Origin of the sequence: Bradyrhizobium sp. SZCCHNS1022, assembly GCF_032484835.1 — a bacterium.
In the GTDB taxonomy this organism is placed as follows: domain Bacteria; phylum Pseudomonadota; class Alphaproteobacteria; order Rhizobiales; family Xanthobacteraceae; genus Bradyrhizobium.
Genome location: NZ_JAUETT010000001.1, coordinates 2,214,744 through 2,238,534 on the forward strand (window position 1 = coordinate 2,214,744; position 23,791 = coordinate 2,238,534).

Annotated in this window: 17 protein-coding genes and 1 other RNA gene; 15 read left to right on the forward strand and 3 right to left on the reverse strand. The window is 64.0% G+C overall.

The window, feature by feature from the left end:
- Positions 1-36 precede the first annotated feature (36 nt).
- The 7 genes from nikR (at position 37) to QX071_RS10080 (ending at position 8,941) form a co-directional block, all read left to right on the forward strand.
- On the forward strand, positions 37-522 hold the full coding sequence (gene nikR / locus QX071_RS10050) for a nickel-responsive transcriptional regulator NikR (RefSeq protein WP_315700975.1): 486 nt from the start codon (positions 37-39) through the stop codon (positions 520-522).
- A 378-nt stretch (positions 523-900) separates the two neighbouring features.
- Positions 901-1,818 carry an HlyD family secretion protein gene (locus QX071_RS10055; RefSeq protein ID WP_315700974.1) on the forward strand — a complete coding sequence of 306 codons (918 nt, stop codon included), beginning with the start codon at positions 901-903 and terminating at the stop codon, positions 1,816-1,818.
- The gene (rbbA, locus tag QX071_RS10060) at positions 1,815-4,550 is read left to right on the forward strand and encodes a ribosome-associated ATPase/putative transporter RbbA (RefSeq protein ID WP_315700973.1); all 2,736 of its coding nucleotides are present in this window, start codon (positions 1,815-1,817) and stop codon (positions 4,548-4,550) included. The genes QX071_RS10055 and rbbA overlap by 4 nt, the downstream gene beginning before the upstream one ends.
- Position 4,551: 1 nt before the next feature.
- A complete protein-coding gene (locus tag QX071_RS10065; RefSeq protein WP_315700972.1) occupies positions 4,552-5,736 on the forward strand; it encodes an ABC transporter permease in 1,185 nt (394 codons plus the stop codon).
- 62 nt (positions 5,737-5,798) lie between these two features.
- On the forward strand, positions 5,799-6,611 hold the full coding sequence (gene ppk2 / locus QX071_RS10070) for a polyphosphate kinase 2 (protein WP_315700971.1): 813 nt from the start codon (positions 5,799-5,801) through the stop codon (positions 6,609-6,611).
- Between the two features lie 391 nt (positions 6,612-7,002).
- Positions 7,003-7,941: a hypothetical protein gene (locus tag QX071_RS10075; RefSeq protein ID WP_315700970.1), complete on the forward strand. Its 939-nt coding sequence runs from the start codon at positions 7,003-7,005 to the stop codon at positions 7,939-7,941.
- A 322-nt stretch (positions 7,942-8,263) separates the two neighbouring features.
- The gene (locus tag QX071_RS10080; RefSeq protein ID WP_315700969.1) at positions 8,264-8,941 is read left to right on the forward strand and encodes an HAD hydrolase-like protein; all 678 of its coding nucleotides are present in this window, start codon (positions 8,264-8,266) and stop codon (positions 8,939-8,941) included.
- A gap of 1,744 nt (positions 8,942-10,685) precedes the next feature.
- Here QX071_RS10080 and QX071_RS10085 read toward each other — a convergent pair.
- Positions 10,686-11,318 (reverse strand): TetR/AcrR family transcriptional regulator, encoded by a 633-nt coding sequence (locus QX071_RS10085; RefSeq protein ID WP_315700968.1) that lies wholly within the window; start codon positions 11,316-11,318, stop codon positions 10,686-10,688.
- A gap of 187 nt (positions 11,319-11,505) precedes the next feature.
- On the opposite strand from QX071_RS10085, the gene QX071_RS10090 reads away from it, so the two are divergent.
- The 3 genes from QX071_RS10090 to QX071_RS10100 all read left to right on the forward strand — a co-directional run bounded on the left by QX071_RS10090 (position 11,506) and on the right by QX071_RS10100 (position 16,823).
- Entirely contained in the window at positions 11,506-12,837 is a 1,332-nt protein-coding gene (locus QX071_RS10090) for an HlyD family secretion protein (protein ID WP_315700967.1), read from the forward strand.
- A 265-nt stretch (positions 12,838-13,102) separates the two neighbouring features.
- Positions 13,103-14,695, forward strand: coding sequence for a DHA2 family efflux MFS transporter permease subunit (locus QX071_RS10095; RefSeq protein WP_315700966.1), 1,593 nt, complete (start codon positions 13,103-13,105; stop codon positions 14,693-14,695).
- A 310-nt stretch (positions 14,696-15,005) separates the two neighbouring features.
- Positions 15,006-16,823 carry an ABC transporter ATP-binding protein gene (locus tag QX071_RS10100; protein ID WP_315700965.1) on the forward strand — a complete coding sequence of 606 codons (1,818 nt, stop codon included), beginning with the start codon at positions 15,006-15,008 and terminating at the stop codon, positions 16,821-16,823.
- 70 nt (positions 16,824-16,893) lie between these two features.
- Here QX071_RS10100 and rnpB read toward each other — a convergent pair.
- Positions 16,894-17,329, reverse strand: an RNA gene (rnpB, locus tag QX071_RS10105) — RNase P RNA component class A.
- Between the two features lie 137 nt (positions 17,330-17,466).
- On the opposite strand from rnpB, the gene QX071_RS10110 reads away from it, so the two are divergent.
- Positions 17,467-17,817, forward strand: a complete 351-nt coding sequence (locus tag QX071_RS10110) for a YciI family protein (protein ID WP_315700964.1) — start codon at positions 17,467-17,469, stop codon at positions 17,815-17,817.
- A gap of 156 nt (positions 17,818-17,973) precedes the next feature.
- Positions 17,974-19,221, forward strand: a complete 1,248-nt coding sequence (locus QX071_RS10115; RefSeq protein ID WP_315703080.1) for an RNA polymerase sigma factor — start codon at positions 17,974-17,976, stop codon at positions 19,219-19,221.
- Positions 19,222-19,225: 4 nt separating this feature from the next.
- Here the strand turns inward: QX071_RS10115 and QX071_RS10120 are convergent, their stop codons facing one another.
- On the reverse strand, positions 19,226-20,068 hold the full coding sequence (locus QX071_RS10120; RefSeq protein WP_315700963.1) for an N-acetylmuramoyl-L-alanine amidase: 843 nt from the start codon (positions 20,066-20,068) through the stop codon (positions 19,226-19,228).
- Positions 20,069-20,590: 522 nt separating this feature from the next.
- Here QX071_RS10120 and rsmH point away from each other — a divergent pair.
- From rsmH to QX071_RS10135, 3 genes are read left to right on the forward strand one after another with little or no spacing between them, the layout of a single operon-like run.
- Entirely contained in the window at positions 20,591-21,586 is a 996-nt protein-coding gene (gene rsmH / locus QX071_RS10125) for a 16S rRNA (cytosine(1402)-N(4))-methyltransferase RsmH (RefSeq protein ID WP_315700962.1), read from the forward strand.
- 3 nt (positions 21,587-21,589) lie between these two features.
- Positions 21,590-21,985: a hypothetical protein gene (locus tag QX071_RS10130; RefSeq protein ID WP_315700961.1), complete on the forward strand. Its 396-nt coding sequence runs from the start codon at positions 21,590-21,592 to the stop codon at positions 21,983-21,985.
- Entirely contained in the window at positions 21,982-23,757 is a 1,776-nt protein-coding gene (locus QX071_RS10135; RefSeq protein WP_315700960.1) for a penicillin-binding protein 2, read from the forward strand. The genes QX071_RS10130 and QX071_RS10135 overlap by 4 nt, the downstream gene beginning before the upstream one ends.
- Positions 23,758-23,791: the final 34 nt, after the last annotated feature.

Genomic DNA, 23,791 nt, shown 5'->3' on the forward strand with positions numbered 1-23,791 from the left:
TGGAAAACGCGCTTCAGTGCGCCCGGGAGACGATGCATGCAACGCCTGACGATCACGATCGACCACGACCTCTTGGCCGAAGTCGACGACTTCATGGCGCAGCGTGGCTATGCCAACCGGTCGGAAGCGTTCCGCGACCTGTTGCGCGGTGGGCTGGAGCGCGCCAACACCGAGAGCAGCGACAGCCGCAACTGCATCGCCACCTTGAGCTATGTCTATGATCACGCGGCGCGCGAACTGCCGAAGCGGCTGACGCAGGAGGCGCACGATCACTCCGGCCTCGCCCAGGCGACCTTGCACGTGCATATCGATCACGAGAGCTGCCTCGAAGTGACGGTGCTGAAAGGCAAGAGCACCGAAGTGAAGGCCTTCGCCGATCACGTCATCGCCGAGCGCGGCGTGCGCCACGGCCATGTCGCGATGATGCCGATCGAGGCTTCGCATTCTCATCCTCACGGGCACGGCCACGCGCATGAGCATGGCCACAGCCACGCCCATGGCGGGAAGGGCGGCAGGAAGTAGCACGCCTCAGCTCAGTCTCTATCGCAATGAGGAACTTGGACGCCGGCTGATCCGGCGCCAACATCTGCGCGTGCGTCGGCCGGAGCGACTGCCAGACCGGTCCGGTTTTGATCCAGCGCAACAACGCCGGGATCAATAGCTTCCATAGTTTCAACAATTGGATTTTCGGCCGGATCGTATCGGCCAGCGATATTCGACCTCGTTTCGTGAGAAGGTTTTCGCATTCGGAAGAGGCTCATAATGCGTTCTCGTCTATGCGGCACGCTGTTGGCGGCTTTCGTGAGCGCCGCGGTCCTATCGCTTGCACCATCTACGACCTGCTGTTCGGGAGTTGACTGGTTCGCCTCTGCCGCAGCGCGCCCCCAGCCGGTACGCAACATGATCGCACGGCTCCGCGGCAAGAAGATGCCGGCCGGCATCGTGCAGACCAACGGACGCATCGAGGCGACCCAGGTCGATGTCTCTGCCAAATACGCGGGGCGGCTGGCCGATGTCACCGTCGAGGAAGGCTCCAGCGTCAAGGCGGGGCAGGTCGTCGGGCGTGTTTCGTCTCCGGAAGTCGAGGCCCAGCTGAAGGCGGCGCTATCCGACGTTGACCGGGCCAAGCAGACCTTGACCCAGGCCGAGGCGGAGATCGCTTCGCGCCAGAGTTCGCTGGACTATGCCAAGACCGAGTTCGACCGCGGCGGCGAATTGATCAAGACCGGCGCCATCACCCAGAAGGACCTGGATCAGCGCCGTCGCAACTATGAATCGGCGGACGCATCGCTCAAGGCGATGCTCGCGCAACGGGACCAGGCGCTGTCTGCCATCCGCAAGGCGCAAGCCGAGGTCGAACGTATCCAGTCGATACTGCAGGACCTTGTGCTCGTCTCTCCGCGGATCGGACGGGTGCAGTATCTGCTCTTGCGCAGCGGTGAAATGGTCGCCGCCGGCGCCCCGGTCCTCACCGTCCTCGATCTGACCGACGTCTATATGACGATCTTCCTGCCGGCCGACGCGGCCGCCAAACTCGAGTTGGGAGGCGAAGCCCGCATCATCCTGGACGCCGCTCCACAGTTCGTGATTCCCGCGACGGTGAGCTTCGTTGCCGCCGACGCGCAGTTCACGCCGAAAACCGTCGAGACCAAGGACGAGCGCGAAAAGCTGATGTTCCGCGTCAAGCTGAAGATCGATCCGAAGATGCTGCTGGAGCATATCAGCAAGGTGAAGACCGGTGTGCGCGGCATGGGCATCGTGCGCACGGATAGCGAGACGCCCTGGCCGGCAGATCTTCAGGTCTCGCGGCCCAAATGACCGAGGCCGTCGCCAGACTCGTGAACGTATCGCACCGATACGGCGCCACGATCGCGGTGAATGACATCACCGTCGCGATCCCCCAGCGCGCGATGGTCGGACTCATCGGCCCTGACGGCGTCGGCAAATCGACCCTGCTGGCCCTCATTTCCGGCGTGCGCAGGATCCAGTCCGGCGCAGTCTCGGTGTTCGGCGGCGACATGGCCGACCAACGGCATCTGACCAGCATACGGCAACGCATCGCCTATATGCCGCAGGGGCTCGGTCGCAATCTCTACCCCACCCTCAGCGTGTTCGAGAATATCGACTTCTTCGGACGCCTGTTCGGACAAAGCGAGCCTGAGCGGCGGGCGCGCATCACCGAACTGCTCGGCGCCACCGGAATGAGCCCCTTCGAGGCGCGTCCCGCCGGCAAGCTGTCAGGGGGCATGAAGCAGAAGCTCAGCCTCTGCTGCGCGCTGGTCAACGATCCCGATCTGCTCATTCTCGATGAGCCGACCACCGGCGTCGATCCGCTGTCCCGGGGCCAGTTCTGGGATCTCATCAACACCATCCGCGGGCGGCGACCGCAGATGAGCGTCGTCGTGGCGACCGCGTATATGGACGAGGCGCAGGGCTTCGATTGGCTGGTGGCGATGGACGACGGCAGGATCATCGCCGAAGACACTCCGCAGCAGCTGCTCGCCAGGGCCGGCGAGAGCAGCCTCGACGACGCCTTCATCCGCCTGCTGCCGGAAGCCAAGCGCGTCGGATACGAGAAGGTCGTGGTGCGTCCGCGCGTCGCGCCGCTGGACGAGACCCCGGCGATCGAGGCCGAAGGACTGACGCGGCGGTTCGGCGACTTCGTCGCGGTCGATCATGTCGACTTCCGCATCGGCCGCGGCGAGATCTTCGGCTTCCTCGGCTCGAACGGGTGCGGCAAGTCGACGACGATGAAGATGCTGACCGGCCTGTTGCCGGCATCGGAAGGCCGCGCGACGCTGTTCGGCAGCCCGATGGGCGCCAACGACATGGAGATGCGGCGTAATGTCGGCTACATGTCGCAGGCGTTCTCGCTCTACGGTGAGCTCACCGTCCGGCAGAATCTCGAACTGCACGCGCAACTCTACCGTCTGCCGGCTGACAAGGCCGCGGCTCGGATCGCGCTGCTGCTGGAGCGCTATGATCTTCGCGGCGTCGCCGATAGCAGGCCCGAGAGCCTGCCGCTCGGCCTGAAGCAGCGGTTGCAGCTCGCCGTCGCCGTGCTGCACGAACCGCCGCTGCTCATTCTGGACGAGCCGACCTCGGGCGTCGATCCGATCGCGCGCGACGCCTTCTGGCGGACGCTGATCGATCTCTCGCGCGATGACGGCGTGACGATCTTCCTGTCGACGCATTTCTCGAATGAGGCCGAGCGCTGCGACCGCATCTCGCTGATGCATGCAGGCAAGGTGTTGGCGGTCGGCACGCCGAAGGAGCTGGTTGCCGCGCGAGGCAGCAGCTCGATCGAGGACGCCTTCATCGGCTACCTCGCCGATGCCGCAGGGATCGACCGTTCCAAGAAGGTCGAGCCTCCGCAGCAGGGCGCGACGGCGGCGGCGGCTGGCCCGGCGACGCCGATGCACGCCTTCAATCCCGGCCGGCTCTGGGCCTATGCGCGGCGTGAGACGCTGGAATTGCTGCGCGATCCGATCCGCCTTGCGTTCGCGGTGCTGGGTCCGGTCCTGCTCATGCTGGCGTTCGGCTACGGCATTTCCTTCGACATCGAAAACCTGCAGATGGCGGCGTTCGACCAGGACGACACGCCGCAGAGCCGGCAGTTGCTCGACGGCTTCAACGGCTCGCGCTATTTCTCGGTTCAGCCGCCGATCCGATCTGCCCAGGAGGCCGACCAGCGCCTGCGCAGCGGCAACACGCAAATCGTGGTCGAAGTGCCCGCGGGGTTCGGCCGCGACCTCTTGAACAAGCGGCAACCCGAAGTCGACGCCCGCATCGACGGCGCCATGACGTTCCGCGGCCAGACCGCGGTGAACTACGTCAACGGCGTCATCCGCAAGGAAGGGGATGAGCTGACCTCCAGACGCGCGGCCAAGACCACGGCCTGGAGCGATGACAACATCGAATTGCGCTTCCGCTACAATCAGGCGTTCCTCAGCGTCAACGCCATGGTGCCGGGCGTCCTGATGCTGCTGCTGTGCCTGATCCCGGCGATCATGTCGGCGATCGCCGTGGTGCGCGAGAAGGAGACCGGTTCGATCGCCAATTTCCGCTCGACGCCCATCACGCGGCTCGAATTCCTGCTCGGCAAGCAGCTTCCCTACGTGGCGATCTCGCTCGTGAGCTTCGTCGCGCTGATGTTGCTGGCGGTGTTCGTCTTCGACGTGCCGCCGAAGGGGCCGCTCCTCGTCCTGCTGCTCAGCACGGTCATCTATGTGATCGCGACCACCGGATTTGGGCAGCTGGTGTCGTCATTCACGCAGACGCAGGTCGCGGCGGTGTTCGCCACCGCGATCCTGTCGATGGTGCCGGCCGTCAACCTGTCCGGCCTGCTCGCCCCGGTGTCGTCGTTGTCGGGAACGGCCAAGCTGATGGGCCTTACCTTTCCTTCCGCATGGTACCAGCCGATCGCGGTCGGCGTGTTCGCGAAAGATCTCGGCATGGCGGATCTGTGGCCCGATATCGTCGCCATCACCGTCATCGCGGTCGCGTTCCTGCTGCTGTCGCTGCTGTTCCTTCGCAAGCAGGAGGCGTGATATGGCCGCATCCTCCGACACGCCAGCCTCGCCCCTCGTCAAAGCCAAGCCGCTAACGCTCGTCGATCATGTCGTCAACACCCTCAGGCTGGTGGTGAAGGAGCTTCGCAGCATCCGCGCCGACCCGACCATGCTGGTGCTCGTGGTCTACGCCTTCAGCATCTCGGTGAACACGGTCGCGACCGGCGCCGTGACCGATGCCACTCACATGTCGGTCGGCATCGTCGACGAGGACGGCTCCTCGCTTTCGCGCCAGATCGCCGAGGCGTTGCTGCCGCCGACCTTCCAGCCCGCGGTCCAGATCCGCGCCACCGAGATCGACGCCAAGATGAATCATGGTGACCTCCTCTTCGTGGTCGAGATCCCCCCGAACTTCGAGGCGGATCTTCGGGCGCAGCACAAGACGTCGCTGCAGATCAACATCGACGCCACGGTGGTGGCGCAGGCCGGCAACGGCGCCAACTACCTCAAGACCGCGATCAGCAACGAGATCCGGAGCTTTCTCTCAGGGCGTCCGGGCGCGAAGTCGGCGCCGATCAATCTCGTCGTACGGACCGATTTCAACCCCAATCTCATCACCTCGTGGTTCTCGGCCATGACCCAGGTGATCAATCAGATCACGCTGCTTACGGTCATTCTCACCGGCGCCGCACTCATTCGCGAACGCGAGCAGGGCACGGTGGAGCATCTTCTCGTGATGCCGGTGGTGCCGGCCGAGATCATGCTCGCCAAGATGCTCGCCAACGGTCTCGTCATCCTGGTCGCCGCGATGCTGTCGCTGCAGTTCGTGGTCCATTGGTGGATCGGCTCGCCGATCGCGGGGTCGCGGTTGCTGTTTCTGCTCGGCGCGGCGGAATACGCGCTGGTGGTTGCGGCGCTGGGCATCCTGCTCGGCACGCTCGCGACCACGATGGGACAGTTCGGTCTGCTCGCGATGCCGGTCCTGATGGTCACGCAGCTGTTGTCCGGCAGCAGCACGCCCATGGAGAGCATGCCGGTCTGGCTGCAATACCTGGTGCAGACGGTCAGCCCGACGCCTCATTTCGTCGCTTTCGGGCAGGCGGTTCTGTTTCGGGGCGCCGATCTTTCCCTGGTGTGGCAGCCGCTGGTGGCGATGCTCCTGATCGGCAGCGTCTATTTCGTATTCGCTCTCAGTCGTTTCCGCCGCGTCATTTTCGGAAGCTGAAAGGCCCGACGCGTCGCGACGAAAGGAAGACAGGTCCGGCGACAATTTTCGGAGAGATGGCGATGGCAAGACGGCAGACGGACATCCAGGCGCCGACGAAGATGAAGCGGAAGGCCTATGAAACGGCGCTGCGCAAGCTTCAGATCGAGCTGTGCTATCTGCAGGATTGGATCAAGCTCAAGGGGCTGCGCGTCATCATCGTGTTCGAGGGCCGCGACGCCGCCGGCAAGGGCGGTGCCATCAAGGCGATCACGGAGCGTGTCAGTCCGCGGGTGTTTCGGGTCGTCGCGCTTCCGGCCCCATCGGACCGGGAGAAGACGCAGCTGTTCATGCAACGTTACATCGAGCACTTTCCCGCCGCCGGCGAGATCGTGATCTTCGACCGCAGCTGGTATAACCGCGCCGGCGTGGAGTACGTCATGGGCTTCTGCACGTCCACGGAGCACGACCGGTTTCTCGCGCTCTGCCCCGCAGTGGAGAAGTACATCACCGACGGCGGCATCATTCTCATCAAGCTGTGGCTCGAGGTTGGCATGAGGGAGCAGGAGCGCCGCTTCATGGCCCGGATCGACGATCCGTTGCGGCAGTGGAAGCTGAGCCCGATGGACCTCGAATCGTACCGGCGATGGTATGACTATTCGCGGGCGCGCGACCAGATGCTCAAGGCCACGCATTCGATGCATGCGCCGTGGCACGTCGTCCACTCCGACGACAAGAAGAGCGCACGCCTCAATTGCATTTCACATATCCTGAATTCGATTCCGTTCAGTCGCGTGAAGCACGACAAGGTCAAGCTGCCGAAGCGCACGACCAAGGGCCGGTACGACGATCAGGCGTCCCTGCGCGATCTGGGGTTCGGTGCCGAGCCCGGCTGAAAGCCGGACACCGTCACGCGCAGAGACGCCAACGTTGTGCGCATCATGATGCGGATGAGCGCGCCGATTCCAGGGCATCGACCTTTCATCCGGCGCAGGATGAGAGCCCAACCGGAGCCCGAGCCGTCACGAGCCAGATCGCTGCATTCGGCTTCACTCCATCAGCTCTCCATCGTACGCCACCCAGACGCGTGATTTGCATATCTCACGATGGAAGGATCTATTAACTACGTCTTGCGGTATCATGATAGAACACACGTAAAGATTGCTTTTCTCCTCCATTTTTGAGTATCACCGTACCGGTTAGAAAGAGCGAGATTGCGCGCGCTCTCCGGAGCGTGATTGCGCAGAATATCAATTTTAACGTGTTTAGTTAAATAGAAGCAACCAGATGAATGTGCCTGCCCTCGTGATTGCAGCAGGCGTCGGCGCAGCGTTCTTCGCTGCGGGCTGCAGGTGGTACTACCAGCCCGACGTGATCAACCCGGCTGTTCTGAAGAGCACCTTCTCGACAGAACACATGAGAGCTCGCGCGGCGGTTCGACGGGTGCTGATCGATCCGGATTCTGCGCAATTCAACGGATTGCGTTCGGTCGAGGCGGATGCTGCGAAATACGTTTGTGGTGCGGTCAAAGCACGCGACAAAGACGGAAGCTTCGCCGATGTCGCCTTTGCCTATGCCGTGTCGCTCGACTTTGCCTACATCGACGATGACGGACGGCTGACGCACCAGCGCTCTTCGTTCAGACCCTGCCCGGCGACCGCGGAGGAAAAGGCAGGCAAGCCGGATGTGGCGATATCACCCGGAGCGATGTCGATGGTGAAGGCCGTCCAGAAGATCACTCCTCCCAAGGCTGATCCTTCGACGCTATCGACCCTGGCAACGCTGGCCCCCTCAGCCGGCGGCACGTCGAGTGGCGATACCATGGAGCAGCAGATCGGCCAGCTGGCTGGACGGACGGCAATGGCCGCGGACCAGGTGACTGGGCAGCAGCCGCATTCGACCGAGCAGGCCGGCGGCGGCAACGCCGTTGACTGGCGAGTCGATCAGCCTCCGCTCGCTTGGCCCACTTTCCCGTCGGCCCATCCTTTGGCCAAGCCGACCCGGAAGCGGACCACGTCCGAGGCACTGGCTTTGGCGGAAGATGTCGAGGATCGCTGGCACCGATCGGAGGCCGCCAGAGATACGACCAAGCGGCCTTCAGCGGAAGAAATCCATGAAGCCTGCAGAGCCTTGCTTACGATCGATACCTTGGACACGGAATATCGAAAGGCATGGGCGTCCTTTGTGCGACTTCAAGGAATGCATCGACAGATAGCCGCGAATTGAATCCGCACTCCCGCCATCCTGGCCCAAAACAACTAGGGAAGCGCGGGGGGCACTCTCATCGCCCACAGGCTCGGAATGTCGAGCCAGCCTGGGAGGAGCCCGGACGCTTCCGACGCCAGCTTGCAGTTGCGTCGACTGCCGCATCGGCCACCGAGATGGTAGCTTGTAGCCCTCATGAGCGAAGCGACATGCGGGGGCAGAGTCCCGGATCTTGCTTCCTTCATCAGGGCTACGCCGCTGGTCCAAAACGGACACTTTCCCCCGACGCCGGCGCGGATCAAATAGCCGTTTACCGGTCTCTGGCTGATCGCTATCTTCGGTCATGTCCGCGACCCACGCCGTTCTTCTAGACCTCGACGGTACTCTGATCGATTCGCAGCCCGGCATTGTCGCAAGCTGCCTGGCTGCGCTGCGCGCGCTCGGCCACGAGCCGGACGAAGCGCTCGATGTGAAGCGCTTCATTGGACCGCCGCTTCAGGACGTCATGCAGGTCTTGCTGCAGTCCTATGGAGATGATCGGGTTGACGAGGCGGTGCTCGCCTTTCGTCAGCACTACGGCGAAAGCGGTCTGCTCGGCAGCGAGTCGTATCCGGGAATTGGCCGTGCCCTTCAGCAATTGCGAGAAGTCGGATTGCGTCTCCTTCTGGCGACGTCAAAGCGCGAAGCTTTCGCGCGTCGCATCCTGCAGCACCTGGAATTGGCTGCATGCTTCGACGGCATCTACGGCTCGGTGCCGAGCGGAGAGCTGGATCATAAGCCGGAGCTGCTCGCGCACATCCTATCCGAACAGAGGATTCCGGCCTCGCGCTGCCTGATGATCGGAGACCGCCGCTACGACATCGCCGGCGCTCATGCAGTCGGGATGCGCAGCCTCGGTGTGCTTTGGGGGTATGGCAGCCGAGACGAGCTTGAAACCGCCGGAGCGGACCGGCTGGTGGAACAGGCCTCGGATCTGCCTTCCGCCGTTCTGTCAATGCTGACTAAGCATAGCCCTGGCTAAGGCCGGTTCTGACCTGCTGAATGACGACGAGCATCGATGCTCAGCGGCGTGACCATGGAATTTGGCGGCTGGCTTCCACGTCTCCCCCTGGAAAGCCGAAGGTGTTTGACGAGGTCTCACTGTTCACAGGCCGCCCTGATCGACGTGAACAGCGAGTAGCCCGCATGAGCGCAGCGACATGCGAGGTCAAAGTCCCGGATATCGCTTCGCTCATCCAGGCTACACGGCTGAGCAAGCCTCATGACCGATAGCCGGGGCATGTCGAAGCGGTTTTGCTGCGCGAGGTGCTTGGCGCCTAACCTAAGCTGATACGATTTTTGAGGTCCGGCTTCCGGACGAGAAGGGGTATCAGCCACGATACACATCGCTGCGCGGCGTCTAGTGCGTCAATTGATGAAGCGTAGGTCGCATCGGAATAGAACTGAACGGGCGTCCATCGGCCGCCATCTTCAACGTCCCGTCTGAATTCCTCAAATCCGTAGCTGCGGTCTGCCCTGCAGAAGAAATCCACGCACCTGTCGTGCTCCGAATTCTCGACGCTGACGAAGACCGTCCACGAGCTATCGATACGTCTCGACATCGGCTTCTCTCGTCTTTTTCCAAACCCGCCGCTGCGCGCCTCATAGGCCGCCCAACAGGTGAGATCAACCGCCGGCTTTGTAGTCTTTCATCTGTAGACGGACGAGAACCATGTGAAGTGACCGCAAATGTCTCCCTGCCGAAGACGCCCGCGACGTGAGAGCGATAGGTCCGCAATCACCGATGGTGGGTCGGATGGCCCTCGACAGCGGATAGCCCCGCGGCCCCCGGTGCGCACCTTCGAGGAGATGGCGGTCGAGCAGAGCGTCGATCCCGCCAGCCGAAATCGCGCGAAGGCCGCAGAGTCGCGTCCCAAAACGCGTGCGCCGAAACGCGAAGTTCGCCAGCAGTTTCAACGCGACTCCGCCTGTCCAGTCCTTCCGCTAAAAATATTCATATTTCTCTTTTTCAGAAATTGTGCTTGTCTATGGCCATCCCGCCTCATGCAAGGGGCGTACGCGCGGTCGTCACGATACGTGGAGTGCGGGAATGCGGTGGACGTCTCGAGCTGCAGCGTGATCTTTCACGCCGACGAACGGCCCGATGCGTACGGTCAAGTCGTGTGGTCCTGGCATCCCGGTGCTGATGCCTGCGCAATGCGCTTCGCGCATTGTCGCGACGCGATGATGCTTCGCATCACGCGGACAGGGGCAAGAAAGCCGGTCCCTGAGGAGAGCACGAAGCAGCCGTTAAGACCATCGCGCGGGGAAGGCCGGGATGTCTCGGCCGATCCTGTGGTGACTGCCGCCTGCTTTTCTTTCTGCAGGCGGGCCATGGGGGCGGCGAGCTCCCGGCCTTCCCTGCACCCTCTGCCTTTTCGAGGGTGATCGATCTGCAAGGCTCGGGCGCATGAGCGTCGCGAGAAGGAGAGCGCGTGTCTGTTGACGTCCACGATGCCCGTGGCGCAATCCCCGGCGTCATTGTCCGCCGCAGGGTCTCGCCTTCGGCTTACCCGAGGGCAGGCTCCAGCGGACGGTCTCGTACTCCGCGCTCCGCCGGCTCAATCACTGCGGTCCCTAGAGTACGTCGTCGTCCGGTCACGTCTTCGCCAAGGCCTCGACGAGGCTACAGGTTCATGGCACGCCGAAGCGTCAGCGAAGGCGGCAAGCCGAACGACGACAGCGAGGTAACCGAGCGGCAGCGCCCACGCCGCTCTGTCCGGCCGCTACCCTTTCACTCCATACGCCGCCAGGAACATCCTGACGGCGCTGGCGACCACTTCGCGGATGCGTTCGGAGGAGGGCGCCGGCGCGGCCTGGAAGATGAAGGGCAGGAACAGGGTGGCCTGGCACATCAGCTGGAATTGCGAGGCGGCAAGCTGGCAGTCGTCAATGGCGAGCTCGCCGGCTTTCACACGGCCGTCGAGATAGGCGGCGAGGCGGTTGATGGTGCCCTCCAGCACGCGGTCGTAATAGCGCCGGCCGACATCCGGCATCCGCTCGGCGATCGCCATCACCGTGCGGATGGCCGAGCCGCCGCCGGGGCGGCAGATCAGCGCGAGGTACGCCTCGCCGAAGCCGGCGAGATTGGCGGAAACGTCGCGCGAAAGGTCGAACCTGAACAAAAGAGAGGTGCGCGTCTCCTCCTCGACGATGGCCTGGAACAGCGCGTATTTGTCGGTGAAATAGACATAGAGCGTGCCCTTGGACACGCCGGCGGAACGCGCGATCTCCCCCATGCTGGCGCCGTCGAACCCGAGATCCATGAACACCTTGCGGGCGCCTTCGAGGATCTGGCGCCGCTTCGAGGTCTCTTCCTCGCCATGGGCCTGGACGGTGTCTGGGTGGGCTTCAATCATTGGTTCAGCGTCTTGGCAAAGATTCTGTCGGACGAAAAGGTCAGGGAAGGATGTGACCGCCTAGTTTGCACGTGCGAATGGATATATTGACCGAACCGTTCGGTCAATGCTATTGATTGGCAACGGGCCGGATGCCGGCCCAGGTGATGGTTTCGTGATCGCTCATGCGATCGTTCAGGGGTGTCTTATGGCCGTAGCGAGAGATCAGGCCGCACGAGTGCGCCGTCCGGAGCCGGAGGAGGCGACGGGCTCGGCCGCGCGCGAGAGCGCCGGGCTGGGTGAACAGCTGCGCGGCCATGTCGGTGACGAGGCCAAGCGCCGCGGACTGGAGACCTCGAACGAGGCGCCCGCCGGCACCCCGCCGGCAGCCACTCCGCCCGCCGACGAGCCGCCCGCAGCCACGGAAGCCGCCGCATCGGCGCCGCCGAAATCCGGCAAGCGCAAGCGGGTGATGATGGGCGTCGGCCTTCTGCTCGCGCTGGCGGCCGCCGGATATGGCGTGCATTATTATCTGGTCGGCCGCTTCTTTGTTTCGACCGACGACGCCTATGTCCGCGCCAACAACACCATGCTGGGAGCGCGCGTGTCCGGCCACATCGTCGAGATCCTGCCGCGCGACAACGCGGTGGTGAGGAAGGGCGACGTGATCTTCCGGATCGATGACGGCGATTACCGGATCGCCGTCGATGCCGCCCGTACCAAGATCGGAACGCAGGAGGCGACGATCGCCCGCATCGGCCGCCAGGTCGCGGCCCAGCAGAGCGCGGTCGAGCAGGCGCAGGCCAATCTTGCCTCGGCGGAAGCCGGGCAGAAGCGGGCCGATCTCGACTATGATCGCCAGCAGGCGCTGAGCACCAAGGGTTTCGCCTCGCACGCGGTCTTCGAACAGTCCGAGGCCGCCCGCGCCCAGGGTGTGGCGGCAGTGAAGGCGGCAGTGGCCGCCTACGATGCCGCGCGCGACAATGTCGAGGTGACCAAGGCACAGCAGGTCGAGGCGCAGGCGCAGCTTGCGGAATTGAAGACGTCGCTGGCGAAAGCCGAGCGCGATCTCGATTTCGCGACTGTGCGCGCGCCGGTCGACGGCACCTTCTCCAACCGTCTGGTCAACACCGGTGATTTCGTCGCGGTCGGCCAGCGGCTCGGCAATGTCGTGCCGCTCGAGGACGTCTATATCGACGCCAATTTCAAGGAGACGCAGCTAAGGCGCATCCGTCCCGGCCAGCCGGTGACGATCAAGGTCGATGCCTACGGCTCGCGCAAGTTCAAGGGCACGGTCGACAGCATCTCGCCGGCCGCCGGCTCGGTGTTCACGCTGCTGCCGCCGGACAATGCGACCGGCAATTTCACCAAGATCGTGCAGCGGCTGCCGGTGCGCATCCGCGTGCCGAAGGCGGTGGCGCGGCAGAATCTCCTGCGCGCGGGCATGTCTGTCTACGTCACCGTCGACAGCACGGATGGAGCCAAGGATGCCGACAGCGAGGAGGACCTGGACTCGCCGATGATGATCCATCCGCAGTGACGCGGCCGCTTTCGACTCATGGTCACGACGCGTTCGAACGCGCATGACTGATTTCTTGTGAGATGCTGCAGCATCGGAAGTGAGCTCCCTCCCCCCTTTGCGGGGGAGGGTTGGGAAGGGGGGTACTCCAAGCGAGACTGCAGTTGTGGACCCCCACCCCCGACCCCTCAGAGCGAGCTTTGCTCGTCTTGGCCCCGCAAGGGGGAGGGGAGCAGAGCGGAAGATGCGGCGGCGTTGAGGTTCCTCTCGACAACCGAACACACCCATGGCCAACGCGACGACAGCCAACCCAACCATGATCGAAGCGCCGGGCGCCGCGTCCGACTACGTGGCGCCGCGACGGTTGTTCGCGTTCCTGATCATGGTGTTCGGGATGTTCATGTCGATCCTGGACATCCAGATCGTCTCGGCTTCGCTGACGGAGATCCAGGCCGGGCTGTCTGCGAGCTCGAGCGAAGTCTCCTGGGTGCAGACCGCCTATCTGATCGCGGAAGTGATCGCGATTCCGCTGTCCGGCTTCTTGTCGCGCGCATTGGGCACGCGGCTGTTGTTTGCGATTTCGGCGGCCGGCTTCACACTGTCGAGCTTTTTGTGCGGTTTCGCCTCGAGCATCGAGGAGATGATCCTGTGGCGCGCGCTGCAGGGCTTCCTCGGCGCCGGCATGATCCCGACCGTGTTCGCCTCGGCCTATACGGTGTTTCCGCGTTCGAAATTCTACATCGTCGGTCCCATCATCGGCCTGGTCGCGACCTTGGCGCCGACCATAGGTCCGACCATCGGCGGTTACATCACCGATGCGATGTCCTGGCATTGGCTGTTCTTCATCAACATCCCGCCGGGCATCCTCATCACAATCGGCGTCCTGGCGCTGGTCGATTTCGACGAGCCGCATTTCGAGTTGCTCGACCATTTCGACTGGTGGGGCCTCTTGTTCATGGGCGGCTTCCTCGGCTCGCTCGAATATGTGCTGGAGGAGGGGCCGCAATATGAATGGATCCAGGACACCAGTGTCGCCGTCTGCGCCGCGATCTGTATCGTCTCGGCAGTGGCGTTTTTCTGGCGCGTGCTGACGGCGCGGGTGCCGATCGTCGACCTCTACGCGTTCGGCAATCGCAATTTCGCGGTCGGCTGCCTGCTGCAGTTCTGCATCGGCATCGGGCTCTATGGGCTCACCTACATCTATCCGCGCTATCTCGCGGAAGTGCGCGGCTACAGCGCGATGATGATCGGCGAGACGATGTTCGTCTCCGGCGTCACCATGTTCCTGATGGCGCCGATCGTGGGGCGGCTGATGCAGCGCTTCGACATGCGCTACATCATCGCCTTCGGCCTCGTCGTGTTCGCGATGGGCTCCTATCAGATGACCGGCATCACCCGCGACTACGATTTCTGGGAGCTGTTCCTGCCGCAGGTCTTGCGCGGCATCGGCATGATGTGCGCGATGGTGCCGACCAACAATATTGCGCTCGGCACGCTGCCGCCGGACCGGGTCAAGAACGCCTCCGGCCTGTTCAACCTGATGCGCAATCTCGGCGGCGCGGTCGGGCTCGCCGTCATCAACGAGGTGCTGAACGACCGCACCGACCTGCACATCAGCCGGCTGCATGACCGCGTCACCTGGGGCAATGCCGCCGCGGTCGAGACCTTGAACATGCTGCAGCAGCGGCTGCAGGGCATGGGCGATTCCACCGTGATGGCGATGAAGCAGCTGTCGCAGATCGTGCATCGCCAGGCCGTGGTGATGGGCTATGGCGATGCGTTTTTCATGCTGACCCTGTTCTATATCGGCCTCAGCCTGACCGTGATGCTGTTGAACAAGCCGAGCTCGCCGATGGCCGCTGTGGGCGGGGATCACTGACTGCGCACGCGCATGTGATGCATGCGTGTTGCCAAATCATACCGCCGCGTATATAGAACGATCATTGTCGCTCGAACCGGGGAGATTTGCATGGATATGTCGCATCTGCAGATCACATGCCCGCGTCCGAAGCTTGCGCCGGGGTCCCGCTCTTTTCGTTGAGCGCTGCCGACACCCGCTACGACTGCTAGCGCGGTCGCCGCACTTCCCACTAAGTCACTGATATTACGCCTGACGCTTGCGCGGCCTGCCGCGCGCGCTGGCATTGAACTGGAGCCGATCCGCGCGACACGCGTGGCCGGATGATGCCATGACCATTGAAGTCACTAAGTCGAAAGCCAAGGAGCGACCCGCCGCCATCCGCGTCGTGATGCCGTTCGTATTCCGGCACTGGCTGAAGCAGCCAGGCATGACGCTCGGCATCGGCGCGGCTTTGCTCGCCGCCACCGTCGCCGACCTGTTCATGCCGGTGTTCTCCGGCAAGCTGGTCGACGCACTGACGCTCGGCCCGGCCGATGCGGCCGCGCGCGATGCCGCGCTGACGGCGTTCGGCGCGATCGTCGCACTCGGCTTCGTGTCGATCGTGCTGCGGCTTGCCGGGCTGCAGCTGATCGTGCCCTTCACCTTGCGCCTCATGTCGGATGTGGCGCGCGACGCCTTCGTGCGCGTGCAGCGCTTCTCGACCGATTGGCACGCCAACAGCTTCGCCGGCTCGACCGTGCGCAAGATCACCCGCGGCATGTGGGCGCTCGATCTCTACAACGACACCATCCTGCTGGCGCTGTTGCCGTCGCTGGCGGTGTTGCTGGGCTCGATGGTGCTGCTCGGCCTGCATTGGACCTCGCTGGGCGCGGTGATCGCGCTGGGCGCCGTGCTGTATGTGACGATGACGGTCGTGTTCTCGACCCGCTACATCGCACCGGCGGCGCGCGTGTCCAACGCCTGGGACACCAAGGTCGGCGGCACGTTGGCCGATGCGATCAGCTGCAACGCGGTGGTGAAGTCGTTCGGCGCCGAAGCGCGAGAGGATGTCAGGCTGGCCCGGGTGATCAGCCGCTGGCGCAAGCGCGTCAATCGCACCTGGCTGCGCTACAACACCACGGCTGCCGTGCAGCTGTTCGTGCTGCTGTGCTTGCGTGCCTCGGTGATCGGCGGCTCGGTGCTGCTGTGGATCGCGGGCCACGCCTCGCCGGGCGACGTCACCTACGTGCTCACCAGCTACTACGTGATCCACGCTTACCTGCGCGATGTCGGAATGCACATCAACAACCTGCAGCGCGCGGTCAACGACATGGACGAGCTGGTGGCGATCCATGATGAGCCGATCGGCATCGTCGATGCTGCGGCGGCCAGGCCGATCCGGATCACGGGCGGGCATATCGTGTTCGACGAGGTCACGTTCCATTATGGCGGCCATCGCGCGCCGCTGTATGAGCGGCTGTCGGTCGACATCCGTCCCGGCGAGCGCGTCGGGCTGGTCGGCCGGTCCGGGTCCGGCAAGACCACCTTCGTCAAGCTGCTGCAGCGGCTGTACGACGTCAGTGGCGGGCGGATCCTGATCGACGGGCAGGACATCGCACTCGCGACACAGGAGTCGCTGCGCGGCCAGATCGCGATCGTGCAGCAGGAGCCGATCCTGTTCCACCGCTCGCTGGCCGAGAACATCGCCTATGCGCGTCCCGGGGCGAGCCAGGCTGCGATCGAGCAGGCGGCGAAACTGGCCAACGCGCATGAGTTCATCATGCGCCTGCCCAAGGACTACGGCACCCTGGTCGGTGAGCGCGGCGTGAAACTGTCGGGCGGCGAGCGGCAGCGCGTGGCGCTGGCACGCGCGTTCCTGGCCGACGCGCCGGTCCTGATCCTGGACGAAGCGACCTCGAGCCTGGATTCGGAATCGGAGGCGCTGATCCAGGAAGCGATGGAACGGCTGATGAAGGGACGAACCGCGATCGTGATCGCGCACCGGCTTGCCACCGTGCGCGGCCTTGATCGGATCCTGGTGTTCGACCGCGGCAGGATCGTCGAGCAGGGCAATCATGCTGCGCTGGTCGGACGGCCGGACGGGCTCTATCGCGGACTGTTCGAGCGGCAGGCCATCGAGATCGGCAAGCTCGAAGCGGCCGTATGAGAGGCGGCTATATGAACAGATTGGAAATGGCGAGGAGTCCGGCGCTTATCGCGCCGAACCCCTCATTGAACATATCAGCCGGCCTGTAAGCCGGGTTTTGTAGGGCACCGCGCCGCTTGCGCGGACATGGTACGTGACGGCCATTCCTCTGGGATCGCGCTTACACGCAACCTCGAGCAACCTACCCGGACGACGAGCCTGACATCGCTCCCGCGGGTGTTATCGCTTGCGCGAAGGGCCCGCGTTGCCGTCCCTATTCGGTCTTGCTCCCGGTGGGGTTTACCATGCCGGTTCCGTTGCCGGACCCGCGGTGCGCTCTTACCGCACCTTTTCACCCTTACCGCGCCGAAGCCCTGATGGGCGAAGGCGAGGCGGTTCGTTCTCTGTGGCACTGTCCCTGGGGTCGCCCCCGCCGGACGTTATCCGGCACCGCATGTCGATGGAGCCCGGACTTTCCTCCCCGGCGCCCTTTCGGCACCTGCCGGAGCGGCCGTCCGGCCGACTGACCCGCTCTGCATGGGGGTTTGCGCGCCGCCCGTCAAGTCGCCAGCTTTCGTCCAGAATATTTTATCCTGCGTTGTCGTTTCCAGCGTTGGCCGTTCGACAGGATGTCGGCAATCCAGCCGATCACAAGGAGCAAGCCATGCAGTATCTGCTGATGATCTATCAGAACGAGGTCGAATATGCGAAGCGGGACCCGGCCGAAGCCGAGAAGACGCTCGCCGAATATCAGGCCTTCACCCAGTCCATCATCCAGAACGGCAACTTCAAGGCCGGTGACCGGCTGCGGCCGACGACGACCGCGACCACCGTGCGCGTTCGCGATGGCAAGATCCTGACCACCGACGGTCCGTTTGCCGAGACCCGCGAGCAACTCGGCGGCTACTACCTGATCGAGGCCAAGGATCTCGATGAGGCGATCGGCATCGCCGCACGGATCCCCAGTGCGCGCTTCGGTTCGATCGAGGTGCGGCCTATCTGGGTGTATAATTAGCCAGCTCTCTCCGCCGTCATTCCGAGCTGCGCCGTCAGCCGCAGACCCGGAATCCATACTCCCGATCGTGATTAATCCATACTCCCGATCGTGATTATGGATTCCAGGCTCGTCCTTCGGACGCCGCGGAATGACGAATGCTGTAGGCGTACGCGCATGACCCCAGCCGCCATCGAACAGATCTTCCGCGACGAGTCCGGCCGTGCGCTCGCCACGCTGATCCGGCTGGTTGGCGATTTCGATCTCGCTGAGGACGCCTTGCAGGATGCGTTCGCCGCGGCGATCGCAAATTGGCGCGGCGGCGAACTGCCAGCCAATCCGCGGGCATGGCTGGTCAATGTCGGCCGCAACAAGGCGATCGATCGCATCCGACGGAGAAATGCCTTTCGCGACAAGCAGCAGCAACTGGCGCTCACGATCGAGCTCGACGCGGCAGCAGTTGAGGAGGCGGTCGATCCGCAGCAGATCGACGACGACATGCTGCGATTGATCTTCACCTGCTGCCACCCGTCTTTCGCGCCCGAGGTCCAGATCGCGCTCACTTTGCGCACCGTCTGCGGCCTGACCAACGGTGAGGTCGCGCGGGCGTTCCTGGTCGGCGAGGAGGCGATGGCGCAGCGCCTGGTCCGTGCCAAGCAGAAGATCCGGCTGGCCGGCATTCCCTATGAGGTGCCTGGGCGCGAGGCGCTGGAGGAACGCCTCAACGGCGTGCTCGCCGTCATCTATCTCGTGTTCACCGAAGGATATGTTGCGACCTCGGGTGACGATTTGATGCGGCCCAGTCTCGCGCGCGAGGCGATCCGGCTCGCACGTCTGCTCGATTGTCTGTTGCCGGCGAGGGGAGAGATCAAGGGGCTATTGGCCTTGATGCTGTTGCATGATGCGCGCCGGGAGGGGCGCGCGACCTCGTCGGGCGATATCGTATTATTGGAAGAACAAGATCGGAGCCTTTGGGATCGCGGGCAGATCGAGGAGGGCTTGCAGCTGGTCGATGAGGCTCTCAATATCAAGGGCCGGCCACATGCCTATCTCGTACAGGCTGCGATTGCCGCGCTTCACGCCCGCGCGCCCAGTTACGACGCAACGGATTGGCCGCAGATCGCAGGCCTCTACGAGGTGTTGCTGCGCATCGCGCCGTCGCCGGTCGTCGAGCTCAACCATGCGGCGGCGGTTTCGATGGTCGACGGACCGACGCGAGCGCTGGCGCTGGTCGACGCTCTCGCCGCGCGCGGTGGATTGAAGGATTACGACCTTGTGCCCGCCGTTCGCGCCGACTTGTTGCGTCGCCTGAACCGGCGGGACGAGGCGCGCGGCGCTTATCTCGCCGCGTCCGAAGCCACGCAACTTGCGCCGCTCAAGCGGCTTTATGCGCGCCGGCTCGCCGAGCTGAGCGCAGAGGATTGATTCGTCACCGCGCCACGACCTCGGTCGGCAGGCTCGTCAGCAGGGCGCCCAGGGTCAGCAACGTCGAATGGTCGGCGATGCCATCGACACGTTCGGGACGGAAATGGCGCTGGAACGCCGTCACCACTTCCAGGGTCGGGCCGTCGAACTTGCCGCTGATCGGCACGCCGTAGCCATATTTGGCGAGGGCCTTTTGCAGGTCGCGCACGTCGTCGCCGATGCTCCCGAGCTTGAGCGATGCGCCGCGCGTGATCGGGGCCGGCTGCACCCAGTGCCCGACGCCGGAATTGGCCAGCGAATGCCATGGGAATTTCTCGCCGGGGTCCTTCTTCCGCGCAGGCGCGACGTCGGAATGGCCAAGCACGCGATGCGGCGGAATGTTCCGGCGCAGCATGATGCCGCGGCAAAGCGCGATCACGGCCGCGATCTGCCGTGACGGAAAATCCGGGTAGCCCCATTCATGGCCGCGGTTGGCGATCTCGATGCCGATCGAGCAGGAATTGATATCCTCCTCGCCGGCCCAGGACGCGACGCCAGCGTGCCAGGCACGCTTGGCTTCCGGCACGGACTGGATGATCCGGCCGTCTTCCAGCACGATGTAATGTGCGGAAACGTCGGTGCCGGCCGTGCACAGTTTGGTGATCGCAGCCTCCACATCGGGCATCCCGGTGTAGTGCAACAGGATCATATCGGGTTGGCGGATGTCGTTGCGCTCGCCAAAATTAGGCGAGGGGACGACATCGGAGGCAATCGACGAATCCGGCGTGAACGGTTCCACACCTTCGCTGCCCTTTGGAATCGGCAGTGCCGGCTTTGAATCGGACTTGTCGGGTGGGGCAGGCGGCATGGAGCGACTCAAAGCAAGATTTCGGCGGACGGCCATAGCTCAAATCCGATGGAGCCTGCCACTATTCCTTTGCATGCACCACTCGCGATCGAACTTGCATGCATGGCCTGCGCCAAGCCGGCAATGCCGTCCGCGCATTGACAATCGGCATTGACAATCCCGTGGCTCGATGCAGTCCGCCTCAAATCCGCCCGAGATCGTCAACGGTTTCTTAACGCTAACGGTCGTTACTCAGGGGTGATGGGCCGATCAGGTCGAAAGGTCGGCAAGTGGCAATGATTGACGTTCCTGCACGCGAAGGAAGGATAGTTCGAGGTGTGGGGAACACCGGATTCCGGGCGATTGGACCTCATTCGCGCGTGCGTGGCCTTTCGAAGGTCGCAGGCGTGGCGGGGATGCCGCTCGGTGCACGGCGCTGCCTGGCAGCTTGACGCGTGGACTTGGCGCGAGGATCGAGGGCGCGATGAACTCGCTGCCGACCAATGGCTGTATGTCTCGCCGCTTCCTGACCGGAGCCGGCCGATGAGCGCGGCTGGCCAGCGCCATATCTCCGTGCTCGGGCCCGAGGCGGTCGAGATGCTGTCGCCGCGCGAGGGGGGCATTTATGTCGACGCCACCTTCGGGGCCGGCGGCTACAGCCGGCTGCTTTTGTCGGTGGCGGGAACCGAAGTGATCGGCATCGATCGCGACCATACCGCGATTGCCGGTGGTGCTGCGCTGGTCGGAGAAGTCGCGGGGCGGCTGACGCTGGTCGAAGGCCGCTTTTCGCAGCTCGCCGAGATCTGTGCGGCGCAAGGGCGCGATGCCGTTGACGGCATCGTCATGGATGTCGGCGTCTCCTCGATGCAGCTCGATGAGGCGGGGCGCGGCTTCTCGTTCCGGTCCGATGGCCCACTCGACATGCGCATGGGCAGTGACGGGCCGACTGCGGCGGATGTCGTCGCGCGCGGCTCGGAGCGCGACCTCGCAGACGTCATCTACATCTTCGGCGAGGAGCGGCATTCGCGCGCCGTGGCCCGTGCCATCGTGGCCGCGCGCAAGGACCAGCCGATCACGACGACCCGGCAGCTCGCCGACATTGTCGCGCGCGTGGTGCGCAGCAAGCCCGGCGAGATTCATCCGGCGACGCGAACCTTTCAGGCGCTTCGTATCTTGGTCAATGAGGAGCTCGACGAACTGCAGCTCGCGCTGTCGGCTGCCGAGCGCGTGCTGAAGCCTGGCGGCCGGCTTGCCGTGGTCTCGTTCCATTCGCTGGAAGACCGGATCGTCAAGACTTTCCTGGCCGAGCGCAGCAAGACCGGCGGCGGCTCGCGGCATCTGCCGGAAGTCGCGCAGATCGCGCCGAGCTTTCACCTGCTCACGCGCCGCCCCATGACGCCGGGGGACGCCGAGATCTCCGCCAATCCGCGGGCGCGCTCGGCGAAGCTGCGCGCCGCCGAGCGCACCGCTGCGCCCGCCCATCGCGCGGCGGATCTGCCGTCTTGGCCGCGGCTCGCCGACGTGATGAGGGGAGGCTGAGCCATGCGTCTCATCCACCTGCTCGTGATCGGCGCGCTGATCTTCGCTGCGGCCTATGTCTACCGGATCAAGATGGATTCGACGGCGCGGGTCGAACGCGTGCTGCAGCTGCGCGCCGAGATCCGCGAGCAGCGCGAGGCCATCGCGGTGCTGCGGGCCGAATGGGCCAAGCTCGATGCGCCGCTTCGGCTGCAAGGGCTGGTCGAGCGGCATCTGCCGCTCAAGCCGCTCAACGCGAACCAATATGACAACCTGAAAAACCTTCCCGAGCGGCCGCCGAGGTTCGCCCGGCCGAACAATCCGGACCCGATCGGCTCCATGATCGATGCGATCGACTCCGCCAATCAGGACGACCCCGCCGTGACGAGTTCGGTGCCTCATCCGGAGGACCAGCAATGACCAATCCAGCAAACCGTGCTCTGGTGCCGCAGGGGCGGGTCAACAAGGAGCGGACGAAGGAGCCCTGGCATCAGCGGCTGGTGCGCACGCTGCTTTACGGCCGCAATGTCGATCGCGCGGCGAAGGCCCGCGCACGCGTTGGTCTTGCCATGATCGCCTTCGCCGCGGTCTATGCCATCATCGGCGGACGACTCGTGATGTTTGCGCTCGGTGCCGATGGTCCGAATTCGCGCCGCGCCGCGCAGCAGGACGCAGTCGCCACCGCGAGGCCCGACATTGTCGACCGCAACGGCGAGGTGCTGGCGACCGACGTCAAGACGCCGAGCCTGTTCGGCGAGCCGCGTCGGCTGATCGACAAGGACGAGGCGATCGAGCTTCTGACCGCGACCTTGCCCGATCTCGACACCGCCGAGGTGCGCGACCGGCTGTCGTCCAAGAAGGGGTTTGTCTGGCTCAAGCGCGAGATCACGCCCCAGCAGCAATTCGAGATTCACAAGCTGGGCATTCCCGGCATCGGCTTCCTGCGCGAGAACAAGCGCGTCTATCCGACCGGCAACGAGGTCGCCCATGTGATCGGCCTCGTCAACATCGACAATCAGGGCATCGCCGGAATGGAGAAATGGCTGGACAATCAGGGCCTGGCCGACCTTCATCGCGCGGGCTTCGCGACCGACCGGCTGCAGCGTCCGATCGAATTGTCCGTCGATCTGCGCGTCGAGCACGCGTTGCGCGATGAGTTGCTCAAGGCGAAGGACAAGTTCCATGCCAAGGCAGCCTCCGGCATTGTCGCCAACGTGAATACGGGCGAGATCGTCGCGATGGTGTCGCTGCCGGATTTCGATCCGAATAGTCCGAAGGAGGCGCACGACCCAGACCGCATCAACCGCCTGACCACCGGCGTCTATGAAATGGGCTCGACTTTCAAGGCCTTTACGCTGGCGATGGCGCTCGATACCGGAAAATACGGACTGGATTCGATGTGGGATGCGCGCGGGCCGCTGCATTACGGCAAGTTCACGATCCATGACGACGAGCCGAAGGGTCGCTTCCTCAGCATGAAGGAGGTGTTCTATTTCTCCTCCAACGTCGGTGCGGCGCGCATCGCGCTGTCGCAAGGCGTGGACGCGCATAAGGCGTTCCTGCGCAAGATGGGACAGCTCGACCGCCTGCGCACCGAGCTGCCCGAGAGCGCGTCGCCGCTCGTTCCAAAGCGCTGGGGCGACTTGAACACGATCACGATCGCCTTCGGTCACGGTATGGCGGTGGCGCCGTTGCAGGCCGTGATGGGCGTGAGTGCGCTCGCCAATGGCGGGCTGCTGATTCCGCCGACCTTCCTGAAGCGCAGCGAGGAAGAGGCGCGCGCGATCGCCAAGCGCGTGATCAAGCCGGAGACCTCGGAGAAGATGCGCTACCTGATGCGCCTGAACGCCGAGGTGGGCACCGCGCGCAAGGCCGACGTCAAGGGCTATTATATCGGCGGCAAGACCGGCACCGCGGAGAAGGTCATCAACGGCCGCTATGCCAAGAAAAAGGTGCTGACCGCCTTCACCGCCATCATCCCGGCCGACAAGCCGCGCTATCAGCTTTTGATCATGCTCGACGAGCCGCAGCCGCTGAAGGAGACTTACGGCTTCATCACCTCCGGCTGGAACGCGGTGCCGACGGCCGGCAACGTGATTTCCCGGATCGGGCCGCTGCTCGGCATCGAGCCGCGGTTCGATCTGCCGCCGTCCGACCGTCAAATTCTTGCGGCATCGCGGCTGACGCAGTAAGCCTGACTTGAAGGCGCCGCAGGTTCCGCGGCGC